General features: G+C 52.8%; 24 protein-coding genes, 1 tRNA gene and 1 rRNA gene. 8 read left to right on the top strand and 18 right to left on the bottom strand.

Annotated elements, in window-relative coordinates:
* Positions 1–76: 76 nt before the first annotated feature.
* The 3 genes from ctaD to nrdF form a co-directional block, all read right to left on the bottom strand.
* Complete coding sequence (gene ctaD / locus NXT01_RS08615) at positions 77–1,771, bottom strand: cytochrome c oxidase subunit I (RefSeq protein ID WP_259080123.1); 1,695 nt, start codon at positions 1,769–1,771, stop codon at positions 77–79.
* A 300-nt stretch (positions 1,772–2,071) separates the two neighbouring features.
* A complete protein-coding gene (locus NXT01_RS08610) occupies positions 2,072–2,380 on the bottom strand; it encodes a hypothetical protein (RefSeq protein WP_259080120.1) in 309 nt (102 codons plus the stop codon).
* 252 nt (positions 2,381–2,632) lie between these two features.
* Positions 2,633–3,628, bottom strand: a complete 996-nt coding sequence (gene nrdF, locus NXT01_RS08605; protein ID WP_259080118.1) for a class 1b ribonucleoside-diphosphate reductase subunit beta — start codon at positions 3,626–3,628, stop codon at positions 2,633–2,635.
* 362 nt (positions 3,629–3,990) lie between these two features.
* Here nrdF and NXT01_RS08600 point away from each other — a divergent pair, with 362 nt between their 5' ends.
* Entirely contained in the window at positions 3,991–4,476 is a 486-nt protein-coding gene (locus NXT01_RS08600) for a ferritin (protein ID WP_259080116.1), read from the top strand.
* A 51-nt stretch (positions 4,477–4,527) separates the two neighbouring features.
* On the opposite strand, the gene nrdE is transcribed toward NXT01_RS08600, so the two are convergent.
* The 3 genes from nrdE to ykgO all read right to left on the bottom strand — a co-directional run bounded on the left by nrdE (position 4,528) and on the right by ykgO (position 7,597).
* Positions 4,528–6,687, bottom strand: a complete 2,160-nt coding sequence (gene nrdE, locus NXT01_RS08595) for a class 1b ribonucleoside-diphosphate reductase subunit alpha (RefSeq protein ID WP_259080114.1) — start codon at positions 6,685–6,687, stop codon at positions 4,528–4,530.
* 141 nt (positions 6,688–6,828) lie between these two features.
* Positions 6,829–7,062: a glutaredoxin-like protein NrdH gene (gene nrdH, locus NXT01_RS08590; protein WP_259080112.1), complete on the bottom strand. Its 234-nt coding sequence runs from the start codon at positions 7,060–7,062 to the stop codon at positions 6,829–6,831.
* Between the two features lie 412 nt (positions 7,063–7,474).
* The gene (gene ykgO / locus NXT01_RS08585) at positions 7,475–7,597 is read right to left on the bottom strand and encodes a type B 50S ribosomal protein L36 (RefSeq protein WP_005511141.1); all 123 of its coding nucleotides are present in this window, start codon (positions 7,595–7,597) and stop codon (positions 7,475–7,477) included.
* Positions 7,598–7,803: 206 nt separating this feature from the next.
* On the opposite strand from ykgO, the gene nadE reads away from it, so the two are divergent.
* Positions 7,804–8,643, top strand: a complete 840-nt coding sequence (nadE, locus tag NXT01_RS08580; RefSeq protein WP_259080095.1) for an ammonia-dependent NAD(+) synthetase — start codon at positions 7,804–7,806, stop codon at positions 8,641–8,643.
* Here the strand turns inward: nadE and NXT01_RS08575 are convergent.
* Entirely contained in the window at positions 8,640–9,398 is a 759-nt protein-coding gene (locus tag NXT01_RS08575; RefSeq protein ID WP_259080059.1) for a fructosamine kinase family protein, read from the bottom strand. The two genes, nadE and NXT01_RS08575, sit on opposite strands and share 4 nt — an antisense overlap.
* Complete coding sequence (locus tag NXT01_RS08570; RefSeq protein ID WP_259080058.1) at positions 9,399–9,815, bottom strand: pyridoxamine 5'-phosphate oxidase family protein; 417 nt, start codon at positions 9,813–9,815, stop codon at positions 9,399–9,401. It lies immediately after the preceding gene.
* Between the two features lie 39 nt (positions 9,816–9,854).
* Here NXT01_RS08570 and NXT01_RS08565 point away from each other — a divergent pair, with 39 nt between their 5' ends.
* On the top strand, positions 9,855–10,190 hold the full coding sequence (locus NXT01_RS08565; protein ID WP_259080056.1) for a multidrug efflux SMR transporter: 336 nt from the start codon (positions 9,855–9,857) through the stop codon (positions 10,188–10,190).
* Positions 10,191–10,194: 4 nt separating this feature from the next.
* The gene (locus NXT01_RS08560; protein WP_259080054.1) at positions 10,195–10,506 is read left to right on the top strand and encodes a multidrug efflux SMR transporter; all 312 of its coding nucleotides are present in this window, start codon (positions 10,195–10,197) and stop codon (positions 10,504–10,506) included.
* Here NXT01_RS08560 and NXT01_RS08555 read toward each other — a convergent pair.
* Positions 10,503–10,847: a hypothetical protein gene (locus NXT01_RS08555; protein ID WP_259080052.1), complete on the bottom strand. Its 345-nt coding sequence runs from the start codon at positions 10,845–10,847 to the stop codon at positions 10,503–10,505. The genes NXT01_RS08560 and NXT01_RS08555 overlap by 4 nt on opposite strands.
* On the bottom strand, positions 10,841–12,106 hold the full coding sequence (locus NXT01_RS08550) for a glycosyltransferase 87 family protein (protein WP_259080260.1): 1,266 nt from the start codon (positions 12,104–12,106) through the stop codon (positions 10,841–10,843). The genes NXT01_RS08555 and NXT01_RS08550 overlap by 7 nt, the downstream gene beginning before the upstream one ends.
* Positions 12,107–12,513: 407 nt before the next feature.
* Between NXT01_RS08550 and NXT01_RS08545 the strand changes: the two genes are divergently transcribed.
* On the top strand, positions 12,514–12,657 hold the full coding sequence (locus tag NXT01_RS08545; protein ID WP_259080050.1) for a hypothetical protein: 144 nt from the start codon (positions 12,514–12,516) through the stop codon (positions 12,655–12,657).
* A gap of 368 nt (positions 12,658–13,025) precedes the next feature.
* Positions 13,026–13,391, top strand: coding sequence for a hypothetical protein (locus tag NXT01_RS08540; protein WP_259080049.1), 366 nt, complete (start codon positions 13,026–13,028; stop codon positions 13,389–13,391).
* A gap of 153 nt (positions 13,392–13,544) precedes the next feature.
* On the opposite strand, the gene NXT01_RS08535 is transcribed toward NXT01_RS08540, so the two are convergent.
* The 5 genes from NXT01_RS08535 to pgm all read right to left on the bottom strand — a co-directional run bounded on the left by NXT01_RS08535 (position 13,545) and on the right by pgm (position 17,478).
* On the bottom strand, positions 13,545–13,835 hold the full coding sequence (locus NXT01_RS08535) for a hypothetical protein (protein ID WP_259080047.1): 291 nt from the start codon (positions 13,833–13,835) through the stop codon (positions 13,545–13,547).
* A 435-nt stretch (positions 13,836–14,270) separates the two neighbouring features.
* Positions 14,271–14,343, bottom strand: a tRNA-Ala gene (locus tag NXT01_RS08530).
* Between the two features lie 137 nt (positions 14,344–14,480).
* On the bottom strand, positions 14,481–15,191 hold the full coding sequence (locus NXT01_RS08525; protein WP_259080045.1) for a DsbA family protein: 711 nt from the start codon (positions 15,189–15,191) through the stop codon (positions 14,481–14,483).
* Positions 15,192–15,239: 48 nt separating this feature from the next.
* A complete protein-coding gene (locus tag NXT01_RS08520; RefSeq protein ID WP_259080257.1) occupies positions 15,240–15,722 on the bottom strand; it encodes a MauE/DoxX family redox-associated membrane protein in 483 nt (160 codons plus the stop codon).
* A 100-nt stretch (positions 15,723–15,822) separates the two neighbouring features.
* The gene (gene pgm, locus NXT01_RS08515; RefSeq protein ID WP_259080043.1) at positions 15,823–17,478 is read right to left on the bottom strand and encodes a phosphoglucomutase (alpha-D-glucose-1,6-bisphosphate-dependent); all 1,656 of its coding nucleotides are present in this window, start codon (positions 17,476–17,478) and stop codon (positions 15,823–15,825) included.
* An 85-nt stretch (positions 17,479–17,563) separates the two neighbouring features.
* Here pgm and NXT01_RS08510 point away from each other — a divergent pair, with 85 nt between their 5' ends.
* Both NXT01_RS08510 and NXT01_RS08505 read left to right on the top strand, forming a co-directional pair.
* Positions 17,564–17,926, top strand: a complete 363-nt coding sequence (locus NXT01_RS08510; protein ID WP_259080041.1) for a CrcB family protein — start codon at positions 17,564–17,566, stop codon at positions 17,924–17,926.
* On the top strand, positions 17,926–18,225 hold the full coding sequence (locus tag NXT01_RS08505; protein ID WP_259080031.1) for a CrcB family protein: 300 nt from the start codon (positions 17,926–17,928) through the stop codon (positions 18,223–18,225). Before NXT01_RS08510 ends, NXT01_RS08505 begins: the two co-directional genes overlap by 1 nt.
* Here NXT01_RS08505 and NXT01_RS08500 read toward each other — a convergent pair.
* The 3 genes from NXT01_RS08500 to rrf form a co-directional block, all read right to left on the bottom strand.
* A complete protein-coding gene (locus NXT01_RS08500) occupies positions 18,222–20,870 on the bottom strand; it encodes an ABC transporter permease (RefSeq protein WP_259080029.1) in 2,649 nt (882 codons plus the stop codon). The genes NXT01_RS08505 and NXT01_RS08500 overlap by 4 nt on opposite strands.
* Complete coding sequence (locus tag NXT01_RS08495) at positions 20,857–21,603, bottom strand: ABC transporter ATP-binding protein (protein WP_259080026.1); 747 nt, start codon at positions 21,601–21,603, stop codon at positions 20,857–20,859. The genes NXT01_RS08500 and NXT01_RS08495 overlap by 14 nt, the downstream gene beginning before the upstream one ends.
* A 149-nt stretch (positions 21,604–21,752) precedes the next feature.
* Positions 21,753–21,860 (bottom strand): 5S ribosomal RNA (rrf, locus tag NXT01_RS08490); the annotation flags it as partial.

Genomic DNA, 21,860 nt, shown 5'->3' with positions numbered 1-21,860 from the left:
CTTTCGGGTAATAAAAATACTGAGGCCGATCGTGTGATCAGCCTCAGTATTAAGAAGTCAGGAATGCGTGGAGCTATTAGTGGCGGCCCACGTGTGCTTCCTTACGCATGCGCTCAACCATATGTGGATAGTGCAGCTCGAAGGCTGGACGCTCGGAGCGGATACGTGGCATCGACGTGAAGTTGTGTCGTGGTGGTGGGCATGAGGTCGCCCACTCGAGGGAGTTGCCGTAGCCCCATGGGTCGTCTACGGTGACAACCTCGCCGTAGCGCCAGGATTTCACGACGTTCCAGATAAATGGCAATACGCTCATTCCAAGGAGGAAGGAGAATACTGTGGAAATCTGGTTGAGGGTGGTGAAACCATCAGAATCGAGGTAGTCGGCGTAGCGGCGGGGCATACCCATATTTCCTACCCAGTGCTGGATGAGGAAGGTGCCGTGGAAGCCAACGAAGGTTAGCCAGAAGTGCACCTTGCCTAGTCGCTCATCAAGCATGCGACCGGTCATCTTGGGGAACCAGAAGTAGACGCCTGCACAGGAGGCGAAGACGACGGTTCCGAAGAGGGTGTAGTGGAAGTGGGCAATGAGGAAATAAGACTCAGCAAGGTGGAAGTCCAGTGGTGGGGAGGCAAGCATAATGCCGGTGAGGCCACCGAAGAGGAAGGTAACGAGGAAGCCGACCGACCAGAGCATCGGGGTCTCCCACGTGATGTGGCCACGCCACATAGTGCCGAGCCAGTTCACAAACTTCACACCGGTAGGAACCGAGATGAGGAAGGTCATAAAGGAGAAGAAGGGCAATAGGATTGCACCGGTGACGAACATGTGGTGAGCCCACACAGCCATCGAGAGCGATCCGATCGACAGGGTAGCAAAGACCAAACCGATATAACCGAACATTGGCTTGCGGGAGAAAACAGGGAGAATCTCTGAGATAACGCCGAAGAATGGCAGCGCCAGCACATAAACCTCGGGGTGCCCGAAGAACCAGAAGAGGTGCTGCCAAAGAACAGCTCCGCCATTACCTGGGTCATAGATATGTCCACCCAATTTGCGGTCATAGAGAACGCCAAGTGCAGCGGCCAGAAGCAGCGGGAAGATCATAAGTACAATGACGGACGTCACGAAGACATTCCAGCAGAAGATTGGCATGCGGAACATCGTCATGCCCGGTGCGCGCATGGTCAAAATAGTGGTGACCATATTAATAGCGGATGCAACGGTACCAACACCGGTTGCGCCCACACCCACGATCCACATATCGGTACCAAGACCTGGGGAGTGGATGGAGTCAGCAAGGGGTAGGTACATTGTCCACCCGTAGTCAGCTGCGCCGCCTGGGGTGAGGAAACCTGCCATCATGGCAACCACACCGATGGTGGTAATCCAGAAACCGAAAGCGTTCAGGCGTGGGAAAGCCACGTCTGGAGCCCCAATCTGGAGCGGCAAAATATAGTTAGCAAAGCCCCACACAATTGGGGTACCAAATGCCAGCAACATAATTGTGCCGTGCATGGTAAATAGCTGGTTGAACTGCTCATTGGATAAGAATTGGAGCCCTGGGGTAAAGAGCTCGGCACGAATAAGCAAGGCCATAAAGCCACCGACGAAGAACCACACGAAAGACATGATGATGTACATAATGCCTAGTAGTTTGTGATCCGTGGTGGTCAGCATGGACCATGCGAGCGTGCCAATTCGCGCACCCCCAGTGGGTGCGGGACGAGTGGGCTGGGAGTAGTTCTCCTGCCGTGGCACCACTGCGGTCATACGATCCTCCTGACTTCGTTTAAGATGCGAGCGAGTTTCCTGCGAGTGCATCTATAAAAAATGTCGTACACTATCCGTGTCCAACACTGAAAAATCTACCGGCCCCATAAAAAAGAGACTAGTTTCACTTCTACACTACCGACTATTGCACTGGTGGGGAAATATTTTTTAATCCCCAAACGCGTAGCATCGTCGATGAACGGGGATTATAAGCAAAAAGATGTGATCTGCGACATCAAAGTTATCAAGGTGTGCCCTTCTCTCAGGCGAGAATGCGACGGTCAGTGCCCCCATTCAACGTCAAACAAAAGGATGATCAGCTCCGCTCATAACAAGCATCACCTGACTTTTGCCGAGGCCGTACTCAATGAGTGGCGGTGAGAGTCTGTGGTAAGTGGCGGTGAAAGACTGTGGTAAACGACGTGGTGCCACATCATCCGACGGGAGCGACGACTGAGCCTCGCTAAACCCCGGCTTTCCGATGGCTGAGCTGAGGTGAGCTGACACCACCGCGATCACGCTTAACCTGTACAAGTCCATATATGGGATAGTTCCCGACACAACGAAACTCAAACCTCCATGGTCACCTCCGAGATAGTCCCCATCCATTACGGATTACTTACGCCTTTTACCACTCGCGCCCTCAGTATTCTTAGAGGGGGGCGCTTAGAGTTCAATAACGCACCCCCCGTCAAGAAGCGGCCACCTGATTACCAAGGGGAACTTGGAGCGACCCCGGGCATCGATTTTCTATCATCCCCCCACATGTGGACAACGGCAGTTATTTTTTAAACGAAAAAGCCGTAGGCCTCAAGGGATCGCTACTTCCTTTAGACCTACAGCTCAAGGCGATACTCGTGCTTAGAAGTCCCAGTCGTCGTCAGTGGTATTCTCAGCCTTGCCAATGACATAGGAAGAACCTGAGCCGGAGAAGAAGTCATGGTTCTCATCGGCATTGGGCGACAAGGCGGACAGGATTGCTGGGGACACCTGGCATTCGTCGGTAGGGAACATCTGCTCGTAACCGAGGTTATTCAGGGCCTTATTGGCGTTATAACGCAGGAAGCGTCGCACATCCTCGGTCCATCCCAATGGATCGTAGAGATCCTCGGAATACTGAATCTCGTTTTCGTAGAGTTCTAGCAGCATTTCGATGGTGTATTCCTTCAGTTCTGCCTGACGCGCAGGAGTCTGCTTGGCCAGCAGTCTCTGGTACTTATAACCGATATAGTAGCCGTGAACGGCCTCATCACGAATGATCAGACGAATGATATCGGCAGTATTGGTCAACTTCGCATGAGAAGACCAATACATGGGCAGATAGAATCCGGAGTAGAAGAGGAAAGACTCCAGCAAGGTGGAGGCGATCTTCTTCTTCAGCGGATCTTCGCCCTCGTAATACGTCATAATGATCTTGGCTTTGCGCTGGAGGTTCTCATTTTCCTCCGACCAGCGGAATGCATCATTTATCTCACGGGTGGACGAGAGCGTCATGAAGATATTGGAATAGCTCTTAGCGTGCACTGACTCCATGAAAGCAATATTGGTCAATACGGCCTCTTCATGCATGGACTGGGCATCTTTGAGCATGGAAACCGCACCAACGGTTCCCTGGATGGTATCGAGCAACGTTAGGCCTGCGAATACCCGCATGGTGGTCTGCTTCTCAAGGTCATTGAGGGTTGCCCAGCTCTTGAGATCATTAGAAACAGGGACCTTTTCTGGCAGCCAGAAGTTACCAGTGAGACGATCCCACACTTCTTTATCCTTCTCATCAGGGATGGTATTCCAGTTGATGGCAGATACGGGATCTTGGTGGGTGGCGAAGAATTGTTCTTCTTCCTTATGCAAGTGCATAGCACTCCTTCTTATATATGCGAGGTGGTGTGCGATTCTTTCAACCCATAGTGCCACAGTCCATATGGTTGCTGTTTGTGGTCTTAACCACCAGACAATTATGTGATTTTAGTCACGCAACTTAATGGCTGCTAAAATAGGTTGGACTTAGTTAAACCGCGCGGGATTATTTAGTTAGACCCTATTAATGGGGAGTTTTTATAAGGTTAAGCAGCATATTTAGATCTCCGTGAATATTTTCGGCCATTTTCATTACGGTAGCCTTATTTAGGATTGCCCAACCAAATACGAGGCCAGAAAACCTAGTTAAGCTGGGCTAACCTTCGCTGACAAGATGAATCAATCACTTTAAGCTGTGATTCATGAGTATTAATCCACAACTTGCAACTGCCTTGAACGAACAGATCACCATGGAGCTTGAAGCATCGATGGTTTATCTGCAAATGTCCTATATCACCGACGATCTCAGCCTTCCCGGCATGACCTTATGGTTAAAGAAGCAACACACCGAAGAGCTCGAGCACGCCGAGAAATTTGCTCAGCACCTCCTCGATCGCGACTACACGCCGCAGATTGGCGATATTAATCCTCCCAAGGTCGATGCCTCGAGCCCACTGGAGATTTTCGAACTCGCCCTCGCCCATGAGCAAAAGGTAAGTGCGTCGATACGCGAACTTGCGATCTTAAGCGATTCGATTCACGATTTCGAATCTCGACCACTCCTTAATACCTTCGTTACCGAGCAGGTTGAAGAAGAAGCCTCCGTGAGAGAGATCCTCGATCGCCTCCGCCTGGCCGGTGAAGGTCTTGGCGTCCTCTATATCGACGATGAGCTTTCCAAGCGTTAAGTTATTCCTTCATCTGGTTGAACCCCGAGAGTATCTCTCGGGGTTTTCCCGTTAGAGCATGCAGGAAACGCAGCCCTCAACCTCGGTTCCTTCGAGAGCGACTTGACGCAGCCGGATATAGTACAAGGTCTTGATCCCCTTACGCCACGCGTAAATCTGAGCACGGTTGATATCGCGGGTCGTCACCGTATCCTTGAAGAAAAGGGTGAGCGATAATCCTTGGTCGATATACTTGGTGGCCACCGCGTAGGTATCAATGACCTTCTCGAAGCCGATCTCATAGGCATCCTGGAAGTACTCCAAGTTGTCGTTATCCATATGGGGTGCTGGATAGTAGACGCGACCGATCTTGCCCTCTTTACGGATCTCAATCCTCGAGGCAATAGGGTGAATCGACGAGGTGGAGTTATTGATATAGGAAATGGACCCTGTTGGTGGAATAGCCTGCAGATATCGGTTATAAATACCGTGTTCCATCACCTCAGCCCTAAGCTCTGCCCACTGTTCAGCGGTCGGAGTCTCAATCGAGGAATTGTCAAAGAGTTCTTGGACCCGAGCGGTACGAGGAGCAAAATCTTGAGGATCAAAGCGATCGAAGTAGGCACCCGAGGCATAGTCCGACGTCTCGAAGCCCACGAAAGCATGTCCGCGATCTTTTGCCAGCTGATTCGAAGCCTTCAAGCAGTGGTAGAGCACCGCTGCAAAATAAGCGTTGGTGAAATCAAGAGCCTCTTCCGACCCATACTGAATACGCTCACGGCCGAGATAACCGTGGAGGTTCATTTGCCCTAAGCCAATCGCGTGGGCGTCATCATTACCCTTGCGTATCGACGGTACGGAATCAATCTTGGTCTGCTCACTCACAGCGGTCAGCGCCCGAATGGCCGATTCTACGGTTTGGCCAAAATCGGGTGAATCCATGGTCATGGCAATATTCAAAGAGCCAAGGTTACAGGAAATATCCTGACCAATATGCTCATAGGTGAGGTCGTCGTTGAAGACCGATGGTGAATTGACCTGCAGAATTTCTGAGCAGAGATTGGACATATTAACGCGGCCCTCAATGGGGTTGGCTGCGTTCACGGTGTCCTCATACATGATGTATGGGTAGCCGGATTCGAACTGAATCTCCGCCAAAGTCTGGAAGAATTCCCGGGCATTGATCTTCTTTTTGCGGATCCGAGGATCCTCGACCATCTCTTGGTAGTGTTCGGTCACCGAAATATCGCCGAAGGCCTTGCCATAGACCCGCTCCACGTCATAGGGCGAGAAGAGGTACATATCATCATTGCGCTTGGCAAGATCGAAGGTGATATCCGGGATCACGACGCCCAAGGAGAGGGTCTTAATGCGGATCTTCTCATCGGCATTCTCGCGCTTGGTATCAAGGAAGTTCAAAATATCGGGGTGGTGCGCATTCAAATACACTGCCCCCGCACCCTGGCGAGCACCAAGCTGGTTGGCATAAGAGAAGGCATCTTCGAGCAACTTCATCACGGGGATAACACCGGACGATTGGTTCTCAATATGCTTAATCGGAGCACCTGATTCGCGCAGATTCGATAGCAGCAGGGCCACCCCACCTCCGCGCTTCGAAAGCTGCAGCGCGGAGTTGATCGAGCGACCAATCGATTCCATATTGTCTTCAATGCGCAATAGGAAGCAAGAGACTGGCTCGCCACGTTGAGCCTTACCCATATTCAAGAAGGTAGGGGTAGCTGGCTGGAAGCGACCGGAAATAATCTCATCAACCAAATGCGAAGCTAGCTCTTTGTCACCGTCGGCAAGCGCGAGGGAGACCATGCACACGCGGTCCTCGAAGCGCTCGAGGTAACGAGCACCGTCGAAGGTCTTTAGAGTATAGGACGTGTAGTACTTATAGGCACCGAGGAAGGTTTGGAAGCGGAATTTGTGGGCATAGGCCTGCTTGAATAACTCCTTAATGAAAGCGAAATCATATTTATCCAGAACCGCCGGGTCGTAGTACTTATTTTCCACCAGATACCGCATCTTTTCCTCGAGATCGTGGAAGAAGACGGTATTGCGGTTAACGTGCTGCAGGAAGAATTGATTAGCAGCCTGGCGGTCTTTATCAAACTGAATTTTATGGTCACTGCCATAAAGGTTCAGCAGCGCATTGAGCGCATGGTAGTCGAGTTGCTCATCGCGGGATGCGGGCTCGGCAACCTTGGATCCAAGATTCTCTGACACGATAGCTCGTGGTTCCTTTGCTTGTGAGGGGCTTGCCAAAAGAATATTCTGCAAGCGTGGAGGGTGATTAGGCCATAAAAGTAGCGCCCCCGCTCGTTCGTATTATGTGTAGGAGGGGCGCCGTGGACGTATCTCGATGACTTAGGCAGCTGCGAGGAGGTTCGCAATACGCTCGGGGCGATAGCCCGACCAGTGATCTTCACCATCGACCATCACGACGGGAGCCTGGAGGTAACCGAGCGATAGGACATAATCGCGAGCCTCGTCGTCGATGGAGATATCAACCGTCTCATAATCCAGACCAGAGCGGTCAAGAAGCTTCTTGGTAGCAACACACTGCATACACGCTGGCTTGGTATAAAGAGTGATAGACATCGTAAGAATTTTCCTTATTCATTAACGGGCATAAAGGCTGCGGATCACTGCCCCAATTCTTTCACTGGTTACCCTGTGGGCCTTATTGACCAGTGACTTACTGACAGGAACCAACACTATACTTAGTGGTAAAATAACGCAAATGGCACAACATATAGTAGTTACAGCCATGGAATTCCCAGCTGGGCAGGTCCGCTTCCACCATATATAGTCCTCCATGAGAGCCGGACCCCTCACCCGTTGGAGCCGGGGATTTCAGCCCCTTCAACATCCGTGCAGCTCAGTGGAGAAAATGCGGAAAATTAATTTTTTTATCCCCTCCACCCCCTTTACCCCCTTTGTCTGAGAGATGGCCTAACACATAAAAAAATCCACCCCTTAGAGTTCTAAGGGGTGGATAAATATAGGACTATTAGCCCTGACGAGCCTTAAAACGTGGCTCTTTCTTATTGATCACATAAACTTTGCCGCGACGGCGCACAACCTGAGCACCCGGCTTGTTCTTCAGCGACCGAAGGGACTTACGAACCTTCATCGGGCGCTCCTTTCTGCTTGAGGATGAGTCAGGCGCACTAACTCGTCACATCTTAAATAAGACTAGGCCAATTCCTTGAGAGAAGGCGTATATAAAAGCCAGTCATGACACGGAGAATCATATTAGCCCATCAGCTGTGGATTATCCAAACCTTTCCCTCCACCTTAAGAGATCAGCCACACCGAAAAAGCGCTAGTATTAGGCCCATGAATCCCGATGATATTCGCAAGCGTCTCCATACCCAGCCTGTGATTAGGCCAGCAGAGGAAATAGCGATCCGCGTAAACTTCCTCCTCGATTACCTCAAGGCCACGCATACCCGCGGCTTTGTCCTCGGTATCTCAGGGGGCCAAGATTCCACCCTAGCTGGCAAACTTGCCCAGCTCGCAGTAGAACGCGCTAGGGACGAAGGCCTCGACGCCGAATTTTATGCCCTCCGACTCCCCTACGGACACCAGGCTGATGAGCAGGATGCCCAGATCGCACTCGACTTCATCCAGCCCGACCATAGCCTCACCATCAATATCCAAGACTCAACTGATGCGCTCGCGGAAGCATGTGCTCAGGCGCTCGGCTTAGATAAGCTCGGGGATTTTAATAAGGGGAACCTTAAAGCTCGACAGCGCATGGCAGCCCAATACGCTCTCGCCGGAGAGCGTGGACTACTCGTTATCGGAACCGATCATGCCGCCGAAAACCTCACAGGTTTTTATACAAAATTTGGCGACGGCGCCGCGGATATACTGCCCATCTTCGGCCTCTCCAAGAACCAAGGGGCAGCGCTTCTTCAGGAGCTGGGTGCGCCAGCATCCACCTGGAAGAAGATTCCCACTGCGGACCTCGAAGACGACCGACCAGGACTGGCCGACGAAGAAGCCCTAGGCCTGAGCTATAAGGACATCGATACCTTCGTTCAAGGCACTGGTGAGGTCAGCCCTGCGGCGCTCGAGCGCATCATGCATCTCTGGCAGATCGGCGAACACAAACGCCACTTACCCGTTACCCCTTATGATCTGTGGTGGCGTTCGTCAACAGGCACTGCCTAAGCCAGCACCTTAAGGGTGGTATACGCGGCTCGCATCAGCTCTGGGGCATAGCTAGGGCCGTGAGTGAAGGTATGCACTGCAAGGGGATGCAGTTGGTGGAGTGAGAGCATGCTGCGGAAGTTTTCAGGCAGCGCAGTGATCTTTTGGTAACCAGCGAAAAATTCTTCGAGATACGGGCACCCAAATAACTCCAGCATGGCCAGGTCCGTCAGTGGGTGACCACCGTGGGCTGCGGGATCGATTAAGAAGGGGCCGTGGGTGCCAAAAATCAGATTTCCATTCCACAGATCACCATGAATCCGAGCGGGAGCGATCGTAGGCCACTGTATCTGCTCGACTTTTTCTAAAACTGTCGCGAGCACAGCCTCATCGCGTGTGCTCAGATTGCCACTGGCTACCGCTTGAATAACGAAGGGCCACACCCGTTGGCGGCAGTAAAACTCAGCCCAGTCTGCCGTCGGCTGAGCTGACTGTCGCTGGGTGCCAATATAGATATCCCCTTCCCACCCAGGTGGCGGAGCCCCAAAAGCGGGCGCACCCAAGGCGTGAATACGAGCAAGCTCCTGCCCGGCGCGCCAAGCCATCAATGCGCTAGGCGATGTGTGCTCGATATATTCGGTAGTGATGCTAATATTGTCCACCTCGAGAACCTCGACGACCGCGGAGCTGCCCTCTCTCAGCCATATCAGCCCTTTTGCTTCGCACTGAGGAGCGCCGGCGAGGTGCGGTGCGACGGTTTTTTTAAAACCTGACATCTAGTAGCGTTCCGGTTCAGCACCCAGGGCAAAGGCGCGACCGCTCAGTGACGTGATGGTCATGCGGACGAAGTTGTACTTTAAGGTGGGCACCCATGGTTGTAGCGCGAGAGTATCGGCGTGCTGGATCTCTTTAGTATCTCGAAGGACGTGCGCATGTCCGCGGGCCACGACTGACCACGCATGGGTTTCGGTTACCTCATCAACTTCAAAGAGCACATCGGAATTAAGCGCGATACTAAAGAGTTTGGCTCCTTCTGCGGTGCGGAAGTAGAGATCGCCAGCATCGAGAACATAGTTGATGGGGAAGATATCCATATCAGCGTGCCGACGCACCACAATGCGGCCTAGGCGCTGCCCTGCGAGCTTTTCAAGGCACTCGTTTTGGCTGAGGATATTCACGGGTCCTGCTGGCATATTTTCCCCTTCGAAAGCGGATACGGTAGGTTTGCTTGCGTGAATAAGTGGATGCTCTTCGCCCTGGCGATTGTGTGCGAGGTATCAGCGACGCTGCTGCTCAAAGCAGCTGCTTCCTTTACTATTTTATACGTCTTGGTAGCTCTGGGATATACGATTTCTTATAGTGCGCTCACTATTCTCCTCAAACGGGGTGTACCGCTAGGCGTAGCCTATGGAATTTGGGGCGCTGCGGGCGTTGCTCTCACGGCCATTTTGGGATCCTGGATATATGGCGAGCAGCTCTCATGGCTCAGCTCGGTGGGCATCGTTATTATTATAGGCGGGATTGTGCTGGTGGAATTCGGTCATCCCCGAGAAATTCAGGTGGCCTAGGTTCATGTTCTGGTACCTGTTTGGAGCAATTTGTGCCGAAGTTGCCGCCACATTGAGTTTGAAAGCGGCCACCGCTCGACCGCGCTTTTTTCTTATCGCTGTCGCGGGCTATATCCTTGCCTTCACCCTTCTTTCGGGGGCATTGCAGCACGGTATGCGTATCGGAGTGGCCTATGGAATATGGACTGCTTGTGGAGTTGCAGCCACTGCAATTCTGTCACGCATTATTTTCCACGAACATCTCACCCGCACCATGTCTATGGGGATAGCCCTCATCGCACTCGGAGTTCTACTCGTCGAGTTAGGTAGCGGCTAGTAGCTGAGGCCACCCGCCCGCTGCAGCGCGGCCACCAGCGGTGGGTCGACAAATTCGTGATCGTCAACAAACCGTTGTAGTAATTCTTCCTTATTGTCTGCCCAGTAGCTAGCATCAATACGCGTGCGACTGAGTTGTACTGCTTGATCGACGAAGGTCTCCATCTCTTGGCCAATCCAGGCCCACACCAAATCCGTCTCGTTGACAAATACAGTGGTGAATTTATCCGGCTTGGGATCGAGGGAGCCAATCAGATGGCGCTTTTTCTCAAATTCTCGCACGCTTCGAACAGCCGCGGGCGATTGCAGCAGAGTTTGAAGTTGTTGATACGGATCTAGCATGACATTTCCTTTCGACGCCGCCACACACAAACCACTGCGACGATCGCTGCGAGTAGAACAGTGAGTAAGGCGGAACCAATATAAAGTGCCCGCATCCACCACAATGGGCTCAGGCCCGCCTCAAAATAGGCTAGCTCAGTCCACTGCACGGTGCTGACCATCGGCAGGACCATGAGGGCCACGAGCGCCGCACTGCAGAAGGCAGCACACTGTTCACTCAGCTCACGTACCCATCTATTGGCTATACGGGCTGATAGTCGCATAGTGAGCCGCCATAGCGCGTCGAGAATGCTCAAGACCATAGGTACCACCCAAACCCAGTGGTGCTGCCAGGAAAAAGGTGACACCAGTGTGGCACCATAGCCTGCAATTCCTAGTGCAAGAGAACGATTATCAAGTTGGATCGCCGCCCACATTCCCGCTATCACCACTGCGAGGACTATAGCTGTCAGAACTACTAAGAGTGCTCCGCCCTCGACTCCGAAGGCGCGTAGCAGCATTCCGCGTAGCGATTGGGCACCGGGGTTATTGAGATCGCCAACGCGACTGGAATCAAAGATCGCCCACGTCCAGAATATATGGGCATCTGGAACCAAGAGGTAGCCAATCAGGACTGTGAATCCAAAGACAGCAATGCTAGTGAGCGCCGCCCACCAGCGCTTTTGCATAAGGAAAACGAGACCAAAAAAGGCGGGAGTCAGCTTTACTCCCGCAGCGAGCCCTACTCCTGCACCGCCCAATAGTGAGCTGCGACGAAGAAAATCGGTACTAACGAGAAGCATCAGGAAGATATTGATTTGGCCGAAGAGAAAAGTGCTGCGTATCGGCGCGAGAGCGAAGAAGGCGATGCTGATCAAGGCCACGAGAATCCCAGTGGGGAAATCCAGGCGGTAGCCGCGCTCCTGAAATACGGCTATAACCACTGCGACTAGCGCTGCCGCCGAAAAAAATTGCCAGACCACCAGAGTTGATAATTCAGGAAATGCCGCCAGCCGTGCAAAGAGAGCACCGGCGAAGGGCGGATAGGTAAACGGTAAATCGAGAACTAAATTACCGGCGTATAAGTCCTGCCCTTCTCGAAGCGCCTGCCCAGCAAGATAGTAGACCCGAAAATCCACGGGAATCTGGAAGAGGTTGACATAATAAGTCATATTCTCCGCCGAAAGATTAACCGACAGTACCCGCCATGCGGCTATAAAGGATAGAGCAATGAGAGTGGCAATCCCTGGGATGCGCGGCCTTACTGGTGGAGAGGGCATATTCACAGTGTGACAGTGTAGTTCACTTAAGCGCGGAGCACAGCAGCACAGGTTGAAATAGCGGCAAACTGGTGGTCGTGCTACCGCTTCAATGTACCAGCGCAAGAAAACACCCCCCGGCACTTAACTGCTGGGTTAGGTAGCCGCTAGCGACCGTAACAATAGACCACACCACGTGTCAGATGCATATTAACGCATATGCTCTCACTGCTAGGAAGATGGTGGAAACGCGGTATTTTAGTAGGTTTATCGTTGCTATTCATCGCTCGCGCGTTTTGTTATCACTTATTAGTTAAGTATTTACACAGCGCACGAGAACGTTCACTAAAGCGGATTTTAGAACAGGTACCATAAATCCCCTTTATCACATCTCGGATATTATTAGCCCGCGTCTGAGGGGTTTTATTGTGTCAAGACATGCACACGGTCAGGGAAATATTGGCGTGGCCGTCCGCACTCTGGATCACCTTGATATATGGGCCCTGAATGGACCCAGCAAGGTTGACGAGCTGACCCCTGCTTCCATAGCAAATATGCTTCATGCGGTTTAGCTGAATTAAAACGCTCAAATACTCCCACTAGAGTTGGCCAGATTGACAGGATCTACATATACGACTTGGATCGCAATGAGTCCGCACACAGTCGGAATATCACGAAATTTCAACACACCCGCGCTAACGCGAGAACAGAATATCTGCTGCACTACTCCCACTCACGCGAAGAGTGGGCCACCGTCGACACCGGCAGGACCTAAGACGTATTCCTCGAACACGCGCCCACATCAGCCACTGGGCCTCTTAGCACCCATAACTACGGGCAGGCAGGATTTTGTGATAGGTGAGTTGTTTCCCGATCAAGATGCAATCCACCTACCCGCAATGATTCCTAGATCAAGAGATAGGCTCCTAGAGATCCTGGGATGACAACCGACATGGCTGCCGCTATGACAATCACAGTTGTGCTTGTGAGCCGTAGCCTGTGGCTTTACGACGACAATCAGCCCGCTCAAGTAACTTTCGCAGCGGTGAATAATAGGGGCCCAATTTTCCTCAGCCATGTCACAGCTTTTCTTTTCAACTGGCTCTACATTGAAAAACGCGCACGAGTCGACGCTTCACCAGCCGTGCGTGACTGCATATACAACTCAAGAAACCCTCACAACCTTCTTACTGAGGGGGATGTTCGGTTCTGTCAGAATGGCGTCGACCTTCTCCAAAAAAGTGCCAATACGGCTCGCACGGACCTTCCCATACACCTGCGTGATCATATTCCGATCAAAATATAACCAAGCAGCTTCCCGATCCCCTACAGGGGCGCACCTTGGCCCGCCAGGCGAGTAACCAGCCAGATCTCGCCACGATGGGGGTCGATTTCAGTAGCGACGCCCGCTTTCGCTTGTGGGGGTCTGCCAGTACCTCGAGATGTACGTTTTGCCCCATTACTGACTCGTCGAAACAATGGACGTCCTACTCAACGCGCCCGACCACTCCAGCACCTCCGGGTTTTGTCGCTCGCTGATTTCACGCTCAACAGCACGCGCGGAAGCACCTGTGAGCCCTCTAGAGGCTTGCTGGTTGAATGTTTTGGAGAGGTAAGCACGGTTGATTATTTCCCACCAGCAGTGAATATCGCCGATAGCAATCTCGGCTATCATCAGCCCTGCCAAGCGGATAATGTTCGGGGTTTTAATCGCCTGGGGTAGCGGCGACGTGACACGGTTGACAGTCACTTTCTTGTGGATCCACAGAGTGCACTCTTTCAGCGGTTTGAGCTGTATGCCAAGTGATTCTTAAGAGGCGTTGAGCCAATTCTCTGGCGGTGGGGTTTGCGGTCGGTGTGGTGAGATCGTTGCGGGTTGTGGAGATGGCTGTGCGTGGAGCTCGATGAGCTATTCTTCTTCGGCGTTCCATGCGGTGGCTTAGTGTTTAGTTTTTAAACATTTCACGGCGTCACAGCATACACCCTCGTGGTGGTAGCGGGCGCGCAAAGGGTGGCCATAGGGTGTGTTTCTTGCCGGATTTTTGAGGTCATTTTAGGGCCATTCTAGGGCCACTAGGGCCATTTTAGGGACGGATCGGGGCGGATTGGACTACCCTCGAGCGACCATAACCCCAGCTAGACAGCAAAAAACCCAGCTACTCAAAGTAGCTGGGTTTTCCTTCGGTGGAGCTAACGGGATTCGAACCCGTGACCCCCACACTGCCAGTGTGGTGCGCTACCAGCTGCGCCATAGCCCCATTGTTCATGCGAACGAATTTTAGGCTACCTGATGGTCTCCAGCACTACCAAATCGCGAGTTCAAGCTGTGCTTATACTTCTCCAAAAAGCAAAGATCCGCATAGTTTCACCCATGCGGACCCTTAGCTCAAGACCATTACTTAATTAAGCGTGGCCATTCGAAGATATCGTCGCCAACCTCTTTGCCGTCAATGAAGACACGGGGGGAGGAAACTTTGCCGCTTACTTTTTCTAGCTTCTCGGAGTTAGCGGTTGCCATAGCCACGTATTCATCACTGAGATCCTGGGATTCGATCTGCTTAGCGGTGGATGCTTGCGCGCCGAAGCCTTCAGCGATAGTAGCCATGCGAGCGGCGTCCCATACCCCGTAGATCTTTTCTTGATCTTCTAGGAGCTTCTTACGAAGATTCCAGTAGGCCTGGGAGTCTCCAGCCTTCGCTGCGGTGTAGGCAGAAGTGCCGGCGAGGGTGGAGTGGCCAGCCTGGCCGCGGTCGAGGAAGTTGAGCGAGCGGATATGCACGACGATCTTGCCTTCTTCGACGAGTTTCTTCATGTCCTCATCTGTAGAAGTTGCCAATTTTCCGCAGAAGGAGCAAGAGAAGTCCTCATAGATCTCAATATTTTGAGCGTCCGGCGTGGTGGCGTCCGATGTCAAAACGACGGCATTGTCTTCCACGGTGGTAGTGATATTTACGGGCTCGACATCCGCGGCGAGTTTTTCTTTTTCCGCGTTATTGCCGCTAACAACTATATATCCAACAACTGCGATCGCTATGGCAACTAGAGCCACGATCGCCCAGATAAAGCCACTGCTATTCTCGTTGGGATTTTTAATTTTATTACTCATCAAGCCTTCTTGACTCTCTTGTATCCGAATATGTTAAAAGGGTGCTCTCTAGGGGTAGATGGCGAATCGTTTATAGGGAAAGACCATTACCCAAATTGACATGGCCACGAAGACCACGTCGCGTAGCAGCGTGGTGACATAGCTCATTCCGCCATCGGCAAGGTCAGCGTCACCGAAGCATCCGCAATCGATCACGAGTCCACGGTACCAAGCTTGGGCGATCCCGATCATAAAGAAGATCAAAGCTATGAGGGATATCTTCGCTGCTTGCCTGATAAAGATTCCGACTAAGAGAATGAGCCCGCCAGCGATCTCCACAGGACCAATAATCTGCCCGAGGAAGTAGGACCAGTCTGGGGTGAAGATTTCATAGGCCATAATATTTTGGGCCTCGGTCATGGGTTTACCAATTTTGGTTAGCCCAGCGAGAATCCATACCGCTGCTAGCCCAAAGCGAGCCAGTGCGCTGATGATGTCGATAACCTTTGAACGGGTGTCATCTCCCGCTAAGATGCCGTTTTCTAGGAGCATAGTCACTTAGTCTATCCATCTTTGCGTATAAAAGCTCACCTGAACTATTGCAACCTACTGCCGGTAGCCCTTATTTGTAGGGCCACGGGCAGTTATTCGTTTAGCTCTCTAATACTTTTTTCACCAGCGCACGAGCTTCGTCCTGCATGAGTGCGAGGTGATCTTCGCCCAAGAAGCTCTCGGCATAAATCTTGTACTTATCTTCGGTACCGGAGGGGCGGGCCGCAAACCACGCGTTTTGGGTGCACACCTTAAGTCCTCCCAATGGTGCACCGTTGCCTGGAGCCGAGACCAATTTCGCGGTGATTTTCTCGCCAGCGAGTTCAGTGGCACTCACTTGTTCAGGCGAGAGCGCCTTAAGAAGAGCCTTTTGTTCGCGGTTGGCCTCAGCATCTGTTCGTGCATAATGCGGGGCGCCGAATTTTTGGGCAAGCTCTGCATAGCGTTGCGACGGAGTTTTGGAGGTAACCGCAGTGATTTCGGCGGCCAAAAGGTCAAGAATGAGACCATCCTTATCGGTCGACCACACGGTACCGTTGTGGCGCAAGAAGGAAGCGCCGGCGGATTCTTCGCCACCAAAACCAACTGAGCCGTCGATCAGACCCGGAACGAACCACTTAAAGCCCACCGGAACTTCAATGAGTTTCTTATCCAAATCTGCCACAACCCGGTCGATCATAGACGACGATACGAGGGTTTTCCCCACGGCGTCAGTGCCCCAGTGCGGGCGGTGGGTATAGAGGTAGTCAATGGCAACAGCTAAGTAGTGGTTCGGATTCATCAGTCCAGCGTCGGGGGTGACGATACCGTGGCGATCAGCGTCGGCGTCGTTGCCGGTAGCGATATCGTATTTATCGCGGTTATGCACCAAGCTGGCCATCGAATGTGGTGAGGAGCAGTCCATACGGATTTTGCCATCAGTATCAAGAGTCATAAAACGCCAGGTGGGATCCACAATGGGGTTTACTACGGTGAGATTCAACCCGTGGACCTCAGCGATACGCCCCCAGTAGTCCACCGAGGCACCACCCATAGGATCAGCCCCAATGGTCAGACCAGATTGCTTGATAGCCTCAATATTGATCACATTGGGCAGGTCCGCAATATAATGATTGAGGTAATCAAAACGCTCTGCTCGCGGATCGAGGACGCCCGATACGCTTACTCTGCGGATGTCTTTAAGGTCATTACGCAGAATATCGTTGGCGCGCTGCGCGATCCAATCAGTGGCATCGGTATCAGCAGGCCCACCATTAGGTGGGTTATATTTGAAGCCACCATCACGAGGCGGATTGTGCGAAGGAGTAATCACAATTCCGTCGGCGCGCTTGGGGTCCAAGCCCGTAACCCCACCTGGCAGATTGGCGTTATGAGCCAAGATCGCATGCGAGACGGCTGGGGTGGGGGTAAAGCGACCACGGTCATCAACGCGCACGGGGATATCGTTGCCGATTAAAACCTCCAGGGCCGATACCATCGCAGGCTCGGAGAGTGCGTGGGGATCACGGCCGATATAAACGGGGCCACCGATATGGTGAGCCTGGCGGTAATCCACGATGGCCTGGGTCGTGGCAAGAATATGGGCCTCATTAAAGGCGGTATCAAAGGACGATCCGCGGTGCCCGGAGGTCCCGAACGCAACCTGTTGATCAGGGTCACTCACGTCTGGGGTGCGGGTGTAGTACGCGGTGACAAGCCCCGCGATATCGACAAGGTCTTCTGGCTGGGCTACTTGGCCAGCGCGTGGGTGAGCCATTGCTGTTACTCCTTCTGTGGACAGTTGTGTCCTCATTATCTTAGCGCTAAATCATGCTCGATCCACCCGATGTACAATCACTGCCATGAATCGTGGCCTGCATATAACCCATAAATTTTTCGGCCCCACCATCCTCGCGGGACTTGGTGCTGGACTAGGCGCGAGTGCCCGCGCGTTGGTCTTCTCCCTCGGTTCTGGGCCGGAGCTACTCCTCGTGATCAATATTCTCGGGTGTCTCGCTATGGGCCTGAGCAATCCCCGCAACGAAAACCTGCGCGCCTTCTTCGCCGTAGGAATTCTCGGTGGCTTTACGAGCTTTTCGGCCTTCGCTGGCTTCACCGCCCATCTGCCCCTCCCCCAGGCCTTCGGCTACTGTCTGATAACGATCTCAACGTGCCTCCTCGCCTGGTTTGCCGGCACAAGTGTGTCCCAGAGGGTGAGCGTATAATGCTCACGGTCTTTTTTGCTGCCTGCTGTGGTGGGGCGCTCCGCTATGTGCTTTCTCGTCTCCTTCCCAGCCCAGCTGGCACCTATCTGGCGAATAGTTTGGCCTGCCTTGCAATAGCTCTGAGTGCCGCGAGCGGATTCGCCTGGGTGATCAGTGTTGGATTTGCTGGAGCACTCTCTACGTGGTCGACCCTCGCGAAGGAATTGGGAACTATGCTCGAAGGCGGTAAGTCTCTCCTCTTTGTCGGTTATCTTCTTATAACCCTCATTACAGGCCTGGGCCTCATCGCCCTTAGTTAATGTGAGATCGCATCGAGCGGCGGCGTTGTACTGGCGCGCTGGGCTGGCCAGATCGCGGCGAGCACACCTACGAGTCCAGAGCCTATGAGGATGATCATTAATGTTCCATAGGGCACGGATATGGTTTCGAGCCCCTGCGAGCCTAGAACTTTTAGGAAGGACCATCCGAGCCCGAGGCCCACAATCATTCCGATGATGGAGCCGTAGATCGCTATCTGCACACTCTCGATGGTAATCATCAGCCGCACTTGGTTGCGATGTGTACCGACAGCGCGCAGCATACCAATTTCCTGCCGACGCTCAATGACATTAAGTGCCAAGGTATTGATAATGCCTAGCACCGCGACAATAATACTTAGGCCAAGGAGTGCATAGAGGATATACATCATTTGGTTGATTAAACCTGCTTGGGCGCCGGCATATTCTTGGGCATTCATCACCCGCACCACGAGGTATTTTTCCACGGCTTGTTCGAGATCGGCTCGCAAGGAGCGCTGTGTTACGCCTTCTTTGCCCATCAGAAGCACCTGAGCCAGATTGTCATTTTCATAAGCGGGGGTATCAATGATTGTGGCTTCAGACAGGACAACATCGTCGAGAATGCGGTTGTCTCCATAAGTTCCAGTCAGCTCAGCGCGCGCTAAGATCTGGCCCTCTTGGTCGTAGATATTCACGGTATCGCCTATGGCTAATCCGCGCTCTTGAGCATAGGACTCGCGGGCGATAAAAGTCCCAGCTTGGGAGAGATCAAACCTTCCCTGCGGATTCTTTAGTCCCACGACGTCCTCAAGATCGCCATTGGCCATAAAAGTGATGGGAAAGCCCCTCAGCGCCGCCAGACCGGTGGGTGAATCGTCTAGGGAGACTTTGGCATAGGATACTGCTACCGCTTGATCAATACTATCCAGAGCTTGAATATCTGCGTAGGCATCCGTCGGCACTGGGAATCTCATGGCACTAGGACCCTCTAGTACGAAATCAGCGGTGACTTCTGAATTCACCAGATCTTCAATACTGTCGTGCATGGAGGCGCTCAACATCCCAATAGCAGTGACAAGCGCCATACCGAGAGTCAGAGCGAAAGCGGTGGTAGCCGTGCGCTTAGGATTGCGGCGAGAATTGGTGGCGGCTAATTGTCCAATAGCTTTAAAGGGGCGAGCTATAACCCGGCCCAGGGCACCCACGAGAGGGATGGACAGTGCCGGCGACGCCATGAAGACGCCACCAATGACAGCAAAGGCGCCAATACCTACGCCAATCGCACGAGTTTTAGTCGCGTAGCTATCAGCATCGACAAGCGCGCCAGCGAAGGCTAACGCCATGCCCGCAGCGAGCAAGAGAAGACCTAAGATCGTACGTGTTTTAAGGGAGGTTGCAGTTGAACTTTCCGTGGTCCGCATAGCTTCCACGGGGCGGACGGCCCCAGCACGGCGAGCGGGTGCCCAAGCACTTATAACAGTCACGACGATACCAAGCACGATGGGGAAAGCAATCGCGGATGCCCCAAGGCCAGTTGTGCCTGCAGCGATAGGCATACCCAGTCGTCCAAGGGTGAATTGGATGGCCTGAACTAATCCCATACCGGCGAGCACACCGAGAAGGGATCCGACGATACCGACCAGAATAGATTCGATGACCACCGTGGATGTCAGTTGCCTTCTGGAACACCCTAGGGCTCGTAACAGAGCGAATTCTTTGAGCCGCTGAGCCACGATCATGGCAAAGGTATTGGCAATAATAAAGGAACCGACCAGGAGGGCGATCATGGCGAAGGCCACAAGGAAATAGTTAACAAAACTCAGCGCATCTGCGACGGACTCAGAAATGCCGCGTGCTAATTCTTGGGCTGAGGCGTAGCCGTATTCGGGGTAGGTTTGCTGAAGATAGTCAATTAGCTCACTGCCGCGTTTTCCGTCTCCCGATATTAAGGCCGCGGGGATGAAAATGCCACCTAGATACGTATCGATATAGACGTCTTCGGCTTGAAGTAATAATACGCCGGTACTGAGGTCCACTGCGCTCGAAGCGGGTTGGTAGATGCCGGTGATTTGATAACTACGCTGGCCTTCAGGATCAACAACAATGACCTCATCACCTATGGCAATATCATAATCGTTGGCGGCGGCACGGTTGATAGCTACACCGTTGTCACGAGGGAGTTCTCCCTCTAGGAGAGTATTGCCGAGGCCTACAGCCTGTTCGGTGTCGTACCAGGGACTGATGGTGGATTGCGCGGAGCGAGTCTGGAAGGGTCGTCGTTGAGCATCAGCAACCACCACGGTGGTTGCGCCCTGTACCGTGACCCCAGCGATCTGCGGATCTTGGCGGAGCGTAGACAGCATATCTACTTTGATTCCCGTAATACCGGAGGTTCCAGCACCAGGTGCAAAAAGGTTGGCCCCCACCATAGCTCCAGGGTTGGGATGCATGACTACGTCCACGTCGGCGAATAGATCCTCCACTGCTGAGTCGAAGACCTTTTCCAATGAGTTTGTGAACATCATCGACCCAGCCACGAAGGAGGTACCGAGGATCACGGCCACCACTGTGAGGGCAAGACGAAGTTTATGTGCAACAACTGTGCGCCAACTCATACGCAGGAGGGTTTGCGAACCTGAGGGACGCGGGGCGCTATGCTTGCCCATCGGTATCCTCCAAAGTACCCATGACTGCGAAAATCTCTTCAGCACTCGGGCTGTTCAGCCGTGTCCGGATTTCTCCATCGGATAGGAAAATGACCTCGTCGGCATATTTCGCCGCGCTGGGGTCATGGGTCACGATCACCACAGTCTGGCCAAATTCATCGACCGCACCGCGCAAAATCCCGAGGACCTCCCGAGAAGTATTGGAATCAAGGTTGCCCGTGGGTTCGTCGCCGAAAATAATATCGGGGCGCGCAACCAGAGCACGTGCGCAAGCGACGCGCTGCTGCTGTCCTCCGGAAAGCTCGGCAGGACGGTGTCCTAAACGATCGACGAGGCCTAACCGTGAGGTCACGGTGTGAAACCAATTGTGGTCCACCGGTTTGCCCGCTATATCGAGCGGAAGAGTGATGTTTTCTGCAGCGGTTAATGTGGGAACTAAGTTGAAGCTCTGAAATATAAAACCGATGCGATCACGTCTTAAATTCGTCAGTCCCTTATCATCGAGATGCGATAGATCGGTATCCCCAATATAGGTCGAGCCCCCAGAGATGCTATCCAACCCGGCCATGCAATGCATCAGCGTAGATTTCCCGGAGCCGGAAGGCCCCATAATGGCCGTAAACTGCCGTTGTGGGAATTCGATGGATATAGAATTCACTGCAGTAACTTGAGTGCTGCCTGATCCATAGGTCTTGGTCAGGTTATGTGCACGTGCAGCTGGGGTGGTTTGCATTTGGTTCCTCTTCCCTCAAACACTACAAAGCCTACCCACCCCAGACTACCCCAACCCCCACACACACCCCACACACACAAAAAAAGGGGGAGGGGATGCGCACAAGCACACAGCCTGCACACAACCCCTCCCCACCATCTTAAGTTTTAGGTCGGCGGTGACTTACTCTCCCACAAACTCCCGTTTGCAGTACCATCAGCGCTACCAGGCTTAGCTTCCGGGTTCGGAATGGGACCGGGCGTACCCCTGACGCAATA

Origin of the sequence: Corynebacterium sp. ES2775-CONJ (assembly GCF_024814515.1) — a bacterium.
Lineage (GTDB): Bacteria > Actinomycetota > Actinomycetes > Mycobacteriales > Mycobacteriaceae > Corynebacterium.
This window is presented reverse-complemented; position numbering and strand designations above follow the sequence as displayed.